Below are 13,728 nucleotides of genomic sequence, written 5' to 3' on the forward strand. Positions count from 1 at the left end.
ATTGCGGGGGATGTGAGGAGAGCAGATGTCGGCTGATGGCTCAGGGGACAAGCAGGAGCAGCTCGATCCGCTGCGTGACCGGCCGGAGGACGGCCCGCTGACGACGAACACCGGCACACGGGTCGCCGACACGGACAATTCGCTGCGGGTCGGGGAACGCGGTCCCACCCTTCTGGAGGACTTCCACTTCCGGGAGAAGATCACCCACTTCGACCACGAGCGAATACCGGAGCGGGTGGTGCACGCCCGGGGCGCGGGCGCGTACGGCGTGTTCCGGCCCTACGAGTCGCTCGCCGAGTTCACCCGGGCGGACTTCCTCCAGGATCCGGAACGGGAGACGCCGGTGTTCGTACGGTTCTCCACGGTGGCCGGGTCGCGCGGCTCGGCGGACACGGTTCGCGACGTCCGCGGATTCGCCGTCAAGTTCTACACCAGGGAAGGCAATTACGATCTGGTGGGGAACAACATGCCGGTGTTCTTCATCCAGGACGCCATCAAGTTCCCGGATTTCGTGCACGCGGTGAAACCGGAGCCGCACAACGAGATACCGCAGGCGCAGTCCGCGCACGACACGTTCTGGGACTTCGTGTCGCTCCAGCCGGAGTCGACGCACATGCTGATGTGGCTGATGTCGGACCGGGCGCTGCCCCGCAGTTACCGGATGATGCAGGGCTTCGGCGTGCACACCTTCCGGTTCGTGAACGCCGAGGGCCGGGGCACGTTCGTGAAGTTCCACTGGAAGCCGGTGCTGGGCACCCACTCGCTGGTGTGGGAGGAGTGCCAGACGATCGCGGGCAAGGACCCGGACTTCAACCGCCGGGACCTGTGGGAGGCGATCGAGGCGGGCGACTTCCCCGAGTTCGAACTCGGGGTCCAACTCGTGCCGGAGGAGGACGAGTTCCGCTTCGACTTCGACCTCCTCGACCCGACGAAGATCATCCCGGAGGAGACCGTGCCGGTGCGGCCGGTCGGCCGGATGACGCTGAACCGCAACCCGGACAACTTCTTCGCCGAGACCGAGCAGGTCGCGTTCCACACCGCGCACGTCGTGCCGGGCATCGACTTCACCAACGACCCGCTGCTCCAAGGCCGCAACTTCTCCTACCTGGACACCCAGTTGATCCGGCTGGGCGGCCCCAACTTCCAGCAGTTGCCGGTCAACGCCCCGGTCACGACCGTGCGGAACAACCAGCGCGACGGCTACGGCCAGCACCGCGTCCACCCCGGCCGGGCCGCGTACTCCCCCAACTCCCTGGCCGGTGGCTGCCCGGCGACGGCTTCCGAGGCGGCCGGCGCCTACGTCCACCACCAGGAGCGGGTGGACGGCGTGAAGATCCGCCGGCGCAGCGAGAGCTTCGCCGACCACTACAGCCAGGCCACGCTGTTCTGGAACAGCATGGCCGACTGGGAGAAGGAGCACATCGTCGCCGCGTTCCGCTTCGAGCTGGGCAAGGTCGGCGACCGCCGCATCCGGGAGCGGCAGGTGGACCGGCTCAACCACGTGGACCACGCGCTGGCGACCCGGGTCGCCGAGGGCATCGGGGTCGCCCCGCCCAAGGCGCCCGTGACGGAGAACCACGGCCGCACCTCACCGGCCCTGAGTCTGGCCGAGAGCCCGGCCGAGACGATCGCCACCCGCCGCATCGCGGTCCTGGCGGCGGACGGCGTGGACGGGACGGACGTGGAGACGCTGCGCTCCGCCCTGACCGACGGCGGCGCGATCGTCGAGGTGCTCGCCCCGCGCGACGGGGAGATCCGGACGGCCGACGGCGGCACGCTCACGGTGGACCGGGCGATGAGCACCATGGCGTCGGTGCTGTACGACGCGGTGTGCGTGCCGGGCGGCGAGGACAGCGCCCGCGCGCTGGGCGAGGACGGTCTCGCCCGGCACTACGTGGCCGAGGCGTTCAAGCACGGCAAGAGCATCGCGGCGCTGGGCGCCGGGGTGGAGGTGCTGCGCGGCCTGAACCTGCCGGACGTACGGCTGGCGGAGGACGGTGACGGCGTGGTGGACGACCTCGGCGTGGTCAGCGGCACGGACGACGGCAAGGCCGCGACGGTGGTGGCGGCGTTCGCGGACGCCGTCGCGTACCACCGGCACTGGGCGCGGGACAGCGACCGCGTGCCCGGCTGACCCCCTTCGGGAGTCGGGCCCCGGGCCCCGGACGGCGCGCCGCGCATAGTCCGGGGCCTTGTGGGTACTGCCGCGTGGTGGCTGAAGCGGAAAGCGGGAAAGGCAGGCGAGGGCGACCGGCCATGGCCGGTCCGCCGCCTGCCCGGCCCCCCGCACCCGCGACCCCGTGGGTGCGGTGAGTCCGGCGGCCTGGCGCGGGGCCGGGCGCCGGGTTCCGCGCCCGCCGGAATCGGCCGGGCCGCACCGGACTCCTGACCCGGCCGGGCGGTACCGGGCGGCGGGTGAAGCCGCGCCAGGGGGCGGGGCGCCGGGGATCGCGGGTTCCCCGGTACCCCGCCCCTTTCGCGCCTCTTGGCGCGACGCGGAGCGGGACCTCTCAGTCCATCGGTGTGCGGGCCAGTTCCGGCGAGGCGGTGTCCAGCGGTACGGAGCCGGAGCGGACCATGCCGAGCTGCACCGCCTGCCGGGGCAGCACCGCGTCCAGCAGCCAGTCGGCGGCGACGCGGAACCGGTTGCCCGGCATCGCCAGCAGGTGGTAGCCGCGGGTGACGGCCCCGGCCAGCGGCCCGGACAGCGGGATCCGGTACGGGTTGGCGGCGGCCTTGACCCCGCCGAGGGCCACGACGAAGCCCTTGTCGTGGTGCTCGTAGGGGGCGCGCTCCCCCAGCCCGTAGCGGGCGGCGATGTTGCGGGCGGCGGCCTTGCCCTGCCGCCAGGCGTGCTGGGCGGTCATCGGCGTGTAGCTGCCCGGCTTGGTGAGGTCGGGCACGGCGGCGGCGTCGCCGAGGGCGAAGACCTCCGGGTGGTCCGGCACGTTGAGGTAGGCGTCGACGCAGAGCCGGCCGCGTTCGGTGGGCAGCCCCACCTCGGAGACCAGCGGGTCGGGGCGGACGCCGACACACCAGATGAGGCTGCGGGTCGGGACGAACTCCCCGTCGTCCAGGAGCACCCCTTCCGGCTTGGCCTCCTTGACCGACATCTTGTTCCGCACGTCCACGCCGCGCTGCCGCAGCACCCGGTCGGCGGTGCGGGAGAGCCGTTCGTCCAGCTCGGGCAGGACGCGGGGGGCGATGTCCAGCAGCATCCAGCGCGGGCGCGGGACGCCGGCGCCCTCGCGGCGCGCGATCGAGTCGGTGAACATCGCGCCCTGGGCGGCGACCTCCGTGCCGGTGTAGCCGGCGCCGACCACGATGAACGTGGACCGCGCGCGGCGCTCCTCCTCGTCGTCGGCGTGGGCGGCCAGCTCCAACTGGCGCACGATGTGGTCACGCAGGTACAGCGCCTCTGGCAGGCTGCGGAAGCCCCGGGCGTACTGCGCGACGCCCGGGATGGGCAGCAGGCGGCTGACGCTGCCGACGGACAGGACGAGGGTGTCGTAGTCCAGCTCGCCCTCGCGTCCCTCGGGGCCGGTGAACCGGACCCGGCGTCCGTCGAGGTCCACGCCGGTGGCCTCGCCGAGGACGAGCCGGGTGCCCGGCAGGGTCCCGGTCAGCGAGACCGTGACACGGCGCGGCTCCAGGATTCCGGCGGCGACCTGGGGCAGCAGCGGCACGTACAGGAAGTAGTCGGTCGGGTTCAGCAGCACGATCTCCGCGTGCTTCCCGACCGTGCGGGACAACTGCCGCGCGGTCTGGTAACCGGCGAATCCCGCCCCGACGATCACGATCCGGGGCCGGCTCATGCGCACCTCCTTGACGTGGGAATGTGATGGTGGCGAGTACCCGCGCGGGCCGGTCCGAAGCGCCGGGCCGGGCGCGTGAACGGGTGGTTCACCGGCGGGCGAGTGCCGCCTCGATACCGCGGCCCTTGGTGCGGACCACGCGGTCGGCCAGGTCCGCGAGCCTGTTGTTGGTGCGCTGCGACTGGCGGCGCAGCAGGTCGAAGGCGGTGTCGGCGTCGCAGCCGAGGACGTGCATGAGGATGCCGCACGCCTGGTCGATGACCGGGCGGGACCGCAGCGCGGTGTCGAGCTGGTCCACCTCGGTCAGGGCGCGTTCGTACGCGTGGTCGCGGGCGAGGGTCCGGCTGGCGAGGTCACCGATCAGGGTGGCCGTGGCACGGGTCCGGTCGTCCAGCAGGCCGGGCCGGAAGCCGCAGACGGTCACGGTCACGGTCAGCCCGTCGTGGTGGAAGGGCAGCGTCGCGGTGGAGCGGACCCCGGCGTCCAGCGCCATGGCCCGGTACTGTGGCCACCGTCCGTCGGCCAGCAGGTCGTCCGCCGCGACCGGCTCCCCGGTGCGCACGGCCGCCGGGATGGGGCCCTCCCCCGAGGTCCACTGAACGGCGACGAGGGGGGCCAGGTCGGGGTGGGTGACGGCGGCCCTGGTCTCGGGTCCGCCGCGGTCGTCACCGGCGCCGACGGTCGCCGCCGCGCCGCAGGCCGCGGGCGTGCACAGGGCAGCCCGCTCGGCGAGCTGGACCAGAGCGCGGGCGGAGATGTCCGTCGGCTGCTCATGTGTGCTGTCGGGCATGACCTTCGCCTTCCCGGGCAGTTTGCACGGAAACAGCTCACGGTACGCTTATCCGACTTGATGAGGATTACGGTTCCGGTATGGCCGACGAGGAGAATTACGGCGCCGAGCTCACGGATTTCCGCAAGCGGGTGGCCGAACTGCGCGCGACGCGCGCCCTGCCGGGGGGTGGGGGGCCGGCGAACCTCGACGCGGCCCTTTTCGAACTTCAGTATGTGTCCGACTTGTTGTGGCCGCGCTATGAGCATCTGCTGGCGGAACAGCGGAAGTCGGGCCGCCCGGCCGACTCCACGGAGCAGCAGTTGCTGCGGGCCGTCTTCCAGTGGCTCCCGGTTCCCGTCCTGCTGCTCGACCGGGAGGGCGTGGTGAGCCGGATCAACGCCGCCGCCTGCCAGTTGTTCGGGCTGCGCGCCGGATACGCGGCGGGCCGTTCCCTCGCCCCCTCGTTCGCCCGCGAGGGCCGGGCCGCGTTCCGCAGCCAGGTCGCGGCCGTGGCCCGCCACGAGGGGAACCGCACGCTGGCCGTGGAGTTGATGCGCGGGCTGACCGCCGGGCCGGACGACGCCCAGCGGCCGGGGCGGTTGTGGGTGACGCTGGCGGCCGTGCGGCCTCCCGGGCAGCGGCGCACCTCCGTGCTCGCCGTGTGCCAGCCGACGACCGAACGGCCCGGGACGGGGGTGGCGGCGCCCGCCGTGCCGCCGGAGGCGGTGAGCCCGCCCGATCCGGTCGAGGTCAGCAGCCGGGTGGAGCTGATGGACCTGGTCGACGACGTCGCGACCGTGCTCCTCGAAACGGCCGGGACGCGGGGAGCGGCGGGCGGCGACGCGGCGCTGGAGCGGGTCTGCGCGGTGCTGCACGGGCGTTTCGCGGACTGGGTCATCGCGGACCGGGCCGGCCCCGGCGGGCGCCTGCGGCGGGTCGCCGTGCTGGGACCGGCGTCCGGACCGGCCGCGGACGCCGGGACGACGGAGGCGGTCGCGGGCGCCGTGGCGGCGATCCGCGCCCAGGACCCCGCCGGGGCGCCGCTCATCGGCGAGGCGGCCGGGGCCGGCGGCTCGGCCCTCCAGATCCGGCCGGAGGACGCGCACGCCCTCGGCGAGGCGGGGGACGGCGTTCCGGTGCTGGCACTCACGGAGGCGTCGTCGCTGCTGTGCGTGCCGCTGCGGCTGCCGACGGGCGGGGTGCTCGGCGTGCTCACTCTTCTGCGGGCGGGGGGCCGTCGGGCGTTCGAACTGGCCGAGGCGAGCGCGATGGAGCGGGTTTCTCGTCATACCGCCCTTGCGCTGCGTGCCGGTTGATCATCAGGGGCACCACGCCCCACAGCACGGAGCACAGCAGGAACGCCCACACGGCGGTGGCGATCCCGGCGCGGCGGCCCACCGCCACGTCCAGGACCAGCAGCAGCGCGCCGGCCAGGGCCAGCGCGAGCGTGGCCAGCCCCGCCGTCGCCAGCCGGGACGAGACCTCCACGACCTCCCGCTTGGCGCCGCGCCGGAACAGCAGCCGGTGCAGCGCCGCGGGTGCGGTGAACAGGACGGACGCCGTCATCGCCAGCAGCAGGGTGATGACGTAGACGGCGAGCTGGAAGTCGTCCAGCGACTCGAAGCGGTAGGTGAACGCGAGGGTCAGCAGGAACGCGAAGAGGATCTGCACCCCGGTCTGGGTCACCCGCAGCTCCTGGAGCAGCTCGGCGAAGTTCCGGTCGTCGCGTTCGGGCGGGGTCTCGTTGCGATGTCTGTGTACGTCCATGCCGTTATCCTGCCCCGCCGGCCTCCACCTGCTCACGGAGACGCGTGCACGTGCGGCTCAGCAGCCGCGAGACGTGCATCTGCGAGATGCCGATCTGTTCCGCGATGCCGCTCTGCGTCATGCCGCGGAAGAAGCGCAGGTACAGGATCTGCCGCTCGCGCTCCGGCAGTTCGCGCAGCCGGGTGCGGACCGACTCGCGCTCCACGACGCGCTCGAAGCCCGGCTCGTTGCGGCCCAGGGTGTCCATCAGCGAGAAGCCCTCGTCCGTGCCGGTCACTTCGGCGTCCAGGGACAGCACGGTGTAGCTGTTCATCGCCTCCAGACCGGCCTTGGCCTCCGTCTCCGTCATGTTGGCGGCCTTCGCCAGCTCCCCGGTGTCGGGGCGGCGGCCGTCGAGGGTGTGCGACAGCTCGTTGTGGGCGACCCGCACCCGGTTGCGCAACTCCTGGACACGGCGCGGGACATGCATGCCCCACAGGTGGTCGCGGAAGTGACGCTTGATCTCGCCGACGATGGTGGGCACGGCGTAGCTCTCGAACGCGGTGCCGTAGCCGGGGTCGTAGCGGCGCACGGCCTTCACCAGGCCCAGGTGCGCGACCTGTTCCAGGTCTTCGAGGTTCTCGCCGCGGTTGCGGTACTGGCGGGCGAGACGGGCCGCCATCGGCATCCAGGCGCAGACGATCTCGTCGCGGAGCGCGTCGCGTTCCGGGCCGTCCTCCATCGCGACGAGCCGGCGGAACGCCTCCTTGGTGTTCGGGGCGTCGTCGTGGGGGTGCTGACGGCGGGGCTTCTTCACGTGTGTCACTGGCATCGGCTGTCGCTCCCTGCTGCGTGTCCCGTTCGTTCACCGGTTCACCGCGGGAGCACACGGACCACAGGCCGCACTCGCCCGGGGCATGGGGCCCCCGCGGGTGTGCCTGCGGTCCGAAGCACGTCAATGCGCCTGCCCGACCGCCCCGGGGACAAACAGCGTCTTCGCCCGATTCGCGGAAACGGCCGCGTCGCCCCGGCCGGGACGGGTCACAGCCGTTCGGCGTCCACCATGCCGATCAGGCGGAGCGCGTCCGCCGAGGCGGAGCCGGGCTCGGGCGCGTACGCCACGAGCACCTGGTCCTCCTCCCCCAGCACCGCCAGGGTCTGGAACGACAGCGACAGCTCGCCGACGACCGGATGGCGGAACCGCTTCTCGCCGTGCGTCTTCTCCCGCACGTTGTGATCGTTCCACCAGCGGCGGAACAGGTCGCTCTTCAGCGACAGCTCCCCCACCAGCTCCGCCAGCCGCCGGTCGTCGGGGTGGTCCACGGCGTGCAGCCGCAGGAAGGCCACGGTCTCCCGGGCCTTGTGCTCCCACGCGGGGAAGATCTCGGTGGTGCGCGGGTCGAGGAAGCACAGCCGCGCCCAGTTCCGCTCGTCGGGGGCGAGCGCGCCGAAGTCGAGCGTCAGGGCGGCGGCCATCCGGTTCCACGCCAGGATGTCGGTGCGGTGGTCGATGACATACGCCGGGGTGTCGCGCATCGACTCCAGCAGGCTGAGCAGCCGGGGGCTGGCGCAGCGGGGGGCGCGGCGCGGGCGCCGCTGCGGGCGGCGCGGCCTGGCCAGGCCGAACAGGTAGCCGCGCTCGTCCTCGTCCAGGCGCAGCGCGCGGGCCAGCGCGTCGAGCACTTCCTCCGAGACGCCGCCGCCGCGCCCTTGTTCGAGCCGCATGTAGTAGTCGGCGCTGACGCCCGCGAGTTGGGCCAGCTCCTCCCGCCGCAGCCCGGGAACGCGACGCCGTCCGCCCAGATCGGGCAGGCCGACGTCCTCGGGACGGACGCGCGCGCGGCGGGTCTTGAGGAATTCGCCCAACTCCTTGGCCATGCCCCCAGTATCGCGCGCCCGTCCCCCGGCCAGCCTGGTCCTGGCGGTCCTAGGGACGGCAAGGCTCTGGGCAGGTCGCCGGGCGACTGCGCACAGTGAGGGGCATGCACACCATCGCGGACATGAAGATCAGCCGCACCGGGTTCGGTGCGTGGGCCATCGGCGGCGGCGGATGGCGTTTCTCGTGGGGCGCGACCGACGACGCGGAGTCGGTCGCGGCGATCAGGCGGGCCGTGGCGCTGGGCGTCAACTGGATCGACACGGCGGCCGTGTACGGCCTCGGTCACTCCGAGGTGGTGGTCGGCCGCGCCCTGGCGTCGCTGCCGCCCGCCGAGCGTCCGTACGTGTTCACCAAGGCGGGGCTGGTGTGGAACGAGGCCCAGCCGCTGGCCGCGCCGTACCGGATCATGCGGCCGGAGAGCGTCCGCCGCGAGGTGGACGCCTCGCTGCGGCGGCTCGGCGTCGAGCACATCGACCTCTACCAGGTGCACTGGCCGGACACCGGCGAGGCGCTGGACTGGGGGGCGACCGGCGACGACGGCGCGGTCTCGCCCGTGGCGACGCCGCTGGAGGAGTACTGGCAGGTGATGGCCGATCTGAAGCGGGCCGGGAAGGTGCGCGCGATCGGGCTGTCCAACCACAGCCTGGCGCAGTTGGCGCGGGCCGAGAGCATCGCGCATGTGGACGCCGTGCAGCCGCCGTTCTCCGCCCTCGACCGCGGCGCGGCGCCCGAGGTGGCGTGGGCCCGGCGGAACGGCACGGCCGTCATCGCGTACTCGCCGATGCGGTCGGGCCTGTTGAGCGGGGCGTTCTCGGCGGAGCGGGTCGCCGCGCTCCCGCCGGACGACTGGCGGCGCGCGCACCCGGACTTCACCGAACGGCTGGCGGAGAACCTGGCCGTGGCGGACGTGCTGCGCGCGATCGCGGAGCGGCGCGGCGTCCCGGTCCCGGCCGTGGCGGTGGCGTGGACGCTGGCGTGGCCCGGGATCTCGGGCGCGATCGTGGGCGCGCGGACCCCGGAACAGGTCGGGGACTGGGCGACGGCCGGCGGAATCCGCCTGGAGCGCGAGGAGTTGGACGCGGTCGCCGGGGTACTCGGCCGGACGGGCGCGGGAACAGGCCCGTTCCGGCCCTGACACGGCCGGTCCGCGTCGTCCTCTCCCCGGAGCGACGCGGACCGGCGTCCCCCGCATGTCACGGTGAATGATCGGTCGAACACGGCGGGTGTGGGAGGTCGTTCACCGCGGGAAGGATTCAGTGTCCCCGACTCCTCTGTGGCGAAAGACGAGTGGCATGCGTCGTGTTCTGTCGAAGGGGGCGGCCGTGTCCGCCGCCGTTGCCGCCGCTGTGGCGGCCACCGTGCTGCCCGCCGGACCGGCGCGGGCCGCCGGTCTGTTGCCCTGCGGCCCCCTGCCCGCGGCGTGCGTGTGGTCGGGTCCGGACGCCACGGGGGTGCCGGGGATCCTGGTCTTCCCCGAGGCGTTCCTCATCCCGCCCGTCGTCAGTGGCGAGAACCGCTCGGACCAGCCGTGGTGCCTGTTCGAGGAGCCGTTCTTCACCGGGAGCGGCATCGACTTCGGCCCGGGCGAGACGATCCGGGCCCTGCCGTTCCCGGCACGGTCGGCCGCGCCCGGGGAGTGTCCGGGCTGAGGCCGGGCCGCCCGGTCACGCGCCGACGGTGCCGTCGATCGCCTCGCGCAGGAAGTCGGCGTGACCGTTGTGGCGGGCGTACTCGTGGATCATGTGCAGCATCACCAGCCGCAGCGACACGTCCGTGTTCCAGCGCGGCTGGTGGGCGGTGACGTCGAGCGACTCGGCCGCCGCCTCGACACGGCGCGCGTGCGCGACCTCCTCGTGCCAGGCGGCGAACGCCTCGGCGCGGGTCGAGTCGCCCGCGTCGTAGGCCCGTTGGTAGTCCTCCTCGTCCGACCACACGAGCGGGACGTCCTCGCCGCCGATCACCCGGCGGAACCAGGCGCGCTCCACCTCCGCCATGTGCCGCACCAGGCCGAGGAGGGTCAGCGTCGAGGGCGGCATGGACCGGCGGCGCAATTCCTCGTCGGTGAGGCCGTCGCACTTCATGGCGAGCGTCGCGCGGTGGTAGTCGAGGTACGCGCGCAGCATGACGCGTTCGTCCGCGATCGGCGGCGGGCTGACGCGCTGGGTGGGAGGCGTGATCACTGCTGTCCCCTTCGGCGGAGCCGGCGGTGGCCGGTGTGCGGTCCGGCGATCAGGCTATCCGGGACGGCACACCGGCTTCACAGGGCGATCAGCGCCTTGATCGCGGTGCGGGCCGCCATGGCCCGGTAGGCGCCGGGGACGCCGTCGAGGCCGGTGCGGTGGTCGAAGACCGGGGACGGGTCCAGGGCGCCCGACAGGACGTCGGGCAGCAGGCGCGGGATGTAGGTCCTGGCGGGCGCGATCCCGCCGGCCAGGGTGAGGTTGCGGTCGAAGAAGACGGCGGGGTCCAGGGCGACACCGTGCGGGAGGCCGACATAGCCGATCGTCCCGCCGTCCCGGACGGCCGCCAGGGCGTCCGCCCACGACTCGGCGGTCCCGACGCACTCCAGGACCGCCCCCGTGCCCCGGCCGCCGGTCAGCGCCCGCACGCGCCGCGCTGCGGCCGGGCCCCGCTCGGTGACGACGCTGTCCGCGCCCAGCCGCAGGGCGAGTTCGGCCCGGGCGCGGTGGCGCGCCACGACCGTGATGTGCCCGGCGCCCAGCCGGCGGGCCGCCAGGACCGCGCACAGGCCGACCGCGCCGTCGCCCATCACCACCACGGTGGTTCCCGCGCCGACGCGGGCGCACAGCGCGGCGTGGTGGCCGGTGCTCATCACGTCGGCGAGCGTCAGCAGCGCCGGCATGCGCGGGTCGTCCGCGCCGACCGGCAGGACGACCAGGTTGGCGTCGGCGAACCGCACCCGCACGGCCTCGGCCTGCGCGCCGTCGGCCCGGTCACCGAAGACGCCGCCGGCCGGGCAGGACGTCGGCAGCCCCGCGCGGCACGCCGGGCAGGTGCCGTCCGACCAGGCGAAGGGCGCGAGCACCACGTCCCCCGGACGCACGGCGGTGACCGCCGCGCCGACCGCCTCGACGACGCCGCTGAACTCGTGCCCCGGGCGGATCGGCGCCGCGCCCGGCGGGTGGTCGCGGTAGCGCCACAGGTCGCTGCCGCACACCGCCGCGTACCGGACGCGCACCAGCGCGTCGTGCGGCTCCTCGACCACGGGGTCGGGAACGGTCCCGACGTGGACGTCGCCCGTGGCGCGGAGCACGGCCGCCCGCATCAGAACTCCCCCGCCGCGGCCCCGCGCAGCCGCCACCACACCTGATCGACGTCCTCGGCGCGGGAGTGGAGGTTGCCGAACGCGACGCGCAGCGTGTAGCCGTCGCGCAGCACCGCGTGGGACAGGAAGACGTCGCCGATCGCGTTGACGCGGTCCAGCAGCCGGGCGTTGAACGCGTCGGTCTCCTGCCGGCCCACCCCGGGCGGCAGATGGCGCAGGCAGACCACCGGCAGCACGGCGTCGGCGGTCAGCTCCCAGCCCGGCGCGGCCAGGACTCGGCGGCGCAACTCCTCGGCCAGGCCCAGCAGCCGCTCCATGCGGGCCGCGATGCCCCGGGTGCCGAAGCATCTGATGAGCCACCAGATTTTCAACGCTCTGAAGCCTCGGCCCAGTTCGAGGGAGCGGTCCATGAAGTCGGTGGGCCCGCCCGCGTCGTCGGTCCGCAGGATCTCCGGCACCAGGCGGAACGCGCCCGCCAGGGCGCCGCGGCGGCGGCAGTACAGGGCGCTGGCGTGCATCGGGGTGAACAGCGTCTTGTGCGGGTTGACCACGACCGAGTCGGCCGCGTCGATGGCGGGCAGCACGTCGCGCGGGGTGTCCGTCGCCCGCCACAGTCCGCCGTACGCGGCGTCCACGTGCAGCCACACGCCGTGCCGGGCGCAGACCTCGGCCAGTCGGGGCACCGGGTCCAGGGCCCCCACGGCGGTGGTGCCGAGCGTGGCGACCACCGCCAGCGGCAGCATGCCGCCGGCCCGGTCCGCGCGGAGGGCGGCGTCCAGGACGCCGGGCCGGAGGCGGTAGGAGGAATCGGTGGGCAGCCGCACCACGTTGGCGAGCCCGGCCCCCAGGGCGATGGCGGCCTTGTCGACGCTGGAGTGCGCCTGGTCGGAGGTGTAGACGCGCAGCACCGGCAGATCGGCGCGGCCGGCCAGGCCCCGTTCCCGGATGTCCAGTCCGGGCAGCGCGTCCCGCGCCGCGGCCAGCGCGGTGAACGTGGCGCTGCTCGCACCCGACAGCAGCACCGCCTCGGCGTCCGGAGGGTAGCCGGCCAGTCCGGCGAGCCAGCGCAGCACGGTCTCCTCCAGGGCCGACGCGGCCGGGGAGGTGTGCCACAGCATCGCGTTGGGGTTGAGGGCCGCCGCCAGGGTCTCGGCCAGGATGCCGGGCCCGCTGCTGGAGTTGGGGAGGTAGGCGTGGAAGCCGGGGTGGTTCCACTGCACCAGGTGCGGGACGACGTGGCGGAACGTGTCGGCCAGGACCGTTTCGAAGTCCTCGGGTTCGGCGGGGGGTTCGCCGTCCAGCAGGGTCCTGACGCGCACCGGGGTGGACGGGACGCGCACCGGTGTCTCGCGGAGCCGCTCGAAGTGGCGGCGCAGGCGGGCCAGCAGCAGGGCGCCGTTCTCCTCCAGCACGTGCGGAGGCCAGTCGCCGAGCGCGCCGTCGCCAGGTCCGGGTTCACCGGCGGGGCGGGGTTCGCCGGCGGCTTCCGGGGTGTTCACCGGAGCCGGACCAGGGTCACCCCGTCGGCGACGGGCAGCATGACCGACTCCACCCGGTCGTCGGCGGCGATGAGCGCGTTCAGCTCCCGCACCCCTCGGGTGTCGGGGTCCTGGCAGGTGTCGTCGGCGACCTGGCCCGCCCACAGCGTGTTGTCGACCACCAGCAGGCCCCCCGGGCGCAGCAGCGCCAGCAACGGCTCCCAGTAGGCGGGGTAGTTGTTCTTGTCGGCGTCGAGGAACGCGAAGTCGAAGGTGGACTCCTCGCCCGCCCGGAGCATCGCGGCCATCGTCCGCCCGGCGTCGCCCAGCCGCAGATCGATCCGGTCCGCGACCCCGGCGCGTTCCCAGTACGGGCGGGCCACGGCGGTGAACCGTTCGCTGTTGTCCAGCGCCACGACCTGGCCGTCCCCGGGCAGCGCGCGGGCGGTGCACAGGGTGCTGTAGCCGGTGAACACCCCTACTTCCAGGGTGCGTCGGGCGCCGGTGAGCGCGACCAGCAGGGCCAGCAGCGTTCCCTCCTCGGGGTAGAGCTGCATGGCGTGTTCGGCGAGGCGGGCGGTGTCGGCCCGCAGATCGGTGAGGACTTGGTCCTCGCGCAGGGTGTGGTCGCGCACGTAGCGCCCGTTACCTATTCACATCTCCGCGGCTAACAGCAAGGCAGAAACCTCGTAAGTCCGCTTCTGCCTGGCAATATACAGAATTATTGTGCGTACCACTCGCGTAGGCGGTTT

13 protein-coding genes are annotated in these 13,728 nt (G+C 73.6%); 4 read left to right on the forward strand and 9 right to left on the reverse strand.

Translation table 11 applies throughout. From position 1 onward, the window contains the following. Nucleotides 1-25 precede the first annotated feature (25 nt). The gene (locus BN2279_RS02615) at nt 26-2,134 is read left to right on the forward strand and encodes a catalase (protein WP_059006069.1); all 2,109 of its coding nucleotides are present in this window, start codon (nt 26-28) and stop codon (nt 2,132-2,134) included. A 376-nt stretch (nt 2,135-2,510) separates the two neighbouring features. Here the strand turns inward: BN2279_RS02615 and BN2279_RS02620 are convergent, their stop codons facing one another. Further along, nucleotides 2,511-3,815 (reverse strand): NAD(P)/FAD-dependent oxidoreductase, encoded by a 1,305-nt coding sequence (locus tag BN2279_RS02620; protein ID WP_059006070.1) that lies wholly within the window; start codon nt 3,813-3,815, stop codon nt 2,511-2,513. 88 nt (nt 3,816-3,903) lie between these two features. After that, nucleotides 3,904-4,605: an ANTAR domain-containing response regulator gene (locus BN2279_RS02625; protein WP_059006071.1), complete on the reverse strand. Its 702-nt coding sequence runs from the start codon at nt 4,603-4,605 to the stop codon at nt 3,904-3,906. Nucleotides 4,606-4,685: 80 nt separating this feature from the next. Between BN2279_RS02625 and BN2279_RS02630 the strand changes: the two genes are divergently transcribed. Then, on the forward strand, nt 4,686-5,903 hold the full coding sequence (locus BN2279_RS02630; protein WP_059006072.1) for a PAS domain-containing protein: 1,218 nt from the start codon (nt 4,686-4,688) through the stop codon (nt 5,901-5,903). Here BN2279_RS02630 and BN2279_RS02635 read toward each other — a convergent pair. The 3 genes from BN2279_RS02635 to BN2279_RS02645 all read right to left on the reverse strand — a co-directional run bounded on the left by BN2279_RS02635 (nt 5,800) and on the right by BN2279_RS02645 (nt 8,211). Next, nucleotides 5,800-6,354, reverse strand: coding sequence for a DUF6328 family protein (locus tag BN2279_RS02635; RefSeq protein WP_234347322.1), 555 nt, complete (start codon nt 6,352-6,354; stop codon nt 5,800-5,802). The two genes, BN2279_RS02630 and BN2279_RS02635, sit on opposite strands and share 104 nt — an antisense overlap. A 4-nt stretch (nt 6,355-6,358) precedes the next feature. Next, nucleotides 6,359-7,165, reverse strand: coding sequence for a SigB/SigF/SigG family RNA polymerase sigma factor (locus BN2279_RS02640; RefSeq protein ID WP_199827606.1), 807 nt, complete (start codon nt 7,163-7,165; stop codon nt 6,359-6,361). Nucleotides 7,166-7,374: 209 nt separating this feature from the next. After that, entirely contained in the window at nt 7,375-8,211 is an 837-nt protein-coding gene (locus BN2279_RS02645; protein WP_059006074.1) for a helix-turn-helix transcriptional regulator, read from the reverse strand. Nucleotides 8,212-8,315: 104 nt separating this feature from the next. On the opposite strand from BN2279_RS02645, the gene BN2279_RS02650 reads away from it, so the two are divergent. Both BN2279_RS02650 and BN2279_RS02655 read left to right on the forward strand, forming a co-directional pair. Next, nucleotides 8,316-9,347, forward strand: a complete 1,032-nt coding sequence (locus tag BN2279_RS02650) for an aldo/keto reductase (RefSeq protein ID WP_059006075.1) — start codon at nt 8,316-8,318, stop codon at nt 9,345-9,347. A 187-nt stretch (nt 9,348-9,534) separates the two neighbouring features. Continuing rightward, entirely contained in the window at nt 9,535-9,861 is a 327-nt protein-coding gene (locus tag BN2279_RS02655) for a hypothetical protein (RefSeq protein WP_059006076.1), read from the forward strand. A gap of 15 nt (nt 9,862-9,876) precedes the next feature. Here the strand turns inward: BN2279_RS02655 and BN2279_RS02660 are convergent, their stop codons facing one another. The 4 genes from BN2279_RS02660 to BN2279_RS02675 all read right to left on the reverse strand — a co-directional run bounded on the left by BN2279_RS02660 (nt 9,877) and on the right by BN2279_RS02675 (nt 13,611). Beyond that, on the reverse strand, nt 9,877-10,335 hold the full coding sequence (locus tag BN2279_RS02660; protein WP_059006085.1) for a DinB family protein: 459 nt from the start codon (nt 10,333-10,335) through the stop codon (nt 9,877-9,879). 134 nt (nt 10,336-10,469) lie between these two features. Then, nucleotides 10,470-11,498 carry a zinc-binding dehydrogenase gene (locus BN2279_RS02665; protein ID WP_059006086.1) on the reverse strand — a complete coding sequence of 343 codons (1,029 nt, stop codon included), beginning with the start codon at nt 11,496-11,498 and terminating at the stop codon, nt 10,470-10,472. Next, complete coding sequence (locus BN2279_RS02670; protein WP_079031765.1) at nt 11,498-12,997, reverse strand: pyridoxal phosphate-dependent decarboxylase family protein; 1,500 nt, start codon at nt 12,995-12,997, stop codon at nt 11,498-11,500. The genes BN2279_RS02665 and BN2279_RS02670 overlap by 1 nt, the downstream gene beginning before the upstream one ends. Continuing rightward, nucleotides 12,994-13,611, reverse strand: a complete 618-nt coding sequence (locus BN2279_RS02675; RefSeq protein ID WP_234347325.1) for an O-methyltransferase — start codon at nt 13,609-13,611, stop codon at nt 12,994-12,996. Before BN2279_RS02675 ends, BN2279_RS02670 begins: the two co-directional genes overlap by 4 nt. Between the last annotated feature and the right edge of the window lie 117 nt (nt 13,612-13,728).

The sequence above is a fragment of the Streptomyces specialis genome, from assembly GCF_001493375.1.
Lineage (GTDB): Bacteria > Actinomycetota > Actinomycetes > Streptomycetales > Streptomycetaceae > Streptomyces > Streptomyces specialis.

Coding starts and splice junctions, on each gene's coding strand:
- BN2279_RS02645 (WP_059006074.1), bottom strand. CDS start 8,211: ATGGCCAAGGAGTTGGGCGAATTCCTCAAGACCCGCCGCGCGCGCGTC.
- BN2279_RS02660 (WP_059006085.1), bottom strand. CDS start 10,335: ATGCTGCGCGCGTACCTCGACTACCACCGCGCGACGCTCGCCATGAAG.
- BN2279_RS02650 (WP_059006075.1), top strand. CDS start 8,316: ATGCACACCATCGCGGACATGAAGATCAGCCGCACCGGGTTCGGTGCG.
- BN2279_RS02640 (WP_199827606.1), bottom strand. CDS start 7,165: ATGCCAGTGACACACGTGAAGAAGCCCCGCCGTCAGCACCCCCACGAC.
- BN2279_RS02635 (WP_234347322.1), bottom strand. CDS start 6,354: ATGGACGTACACAGACATCGCAACGAGACCCCGCCCGAACGCGACGAC.
- BN2279_RS02665 (WP_059006086.1), bottom strand. CDS start 11,498: ATGCGGGCGGCCGTGCTCCGCGCCACGGGCGACGTCCACGTCGGGACC.
- BN2279_RS02625 (WP_059006071.1), bottom strand. CDS start 4,605: ATGCCCGACAGCACACATGAGCAGCCGACGGACATCTCCGCCCGCGCT.
- BN2279_RS02620 (WP_059006070.1), bottom strand. CDS start 3,815: ATGAGCCGGCCCCGGATCGTGATCGTCGGGGCGGGATTCGCCGGTTAC.
- BN2279_RS02615 (WP_059006069.1), top strand. CDS start 26: ATGTCGGCTGATGGCTCAGGGGACAAGCAGGAGCAGCTCGATCCGCTG.
- BN2279_RS02630 (WP_059006072.1), top strand. CDS start 4,686: ATGGCCGACGAGGAGAATTACGGCGCCGAGCTCACGGATTTCCGCAAG.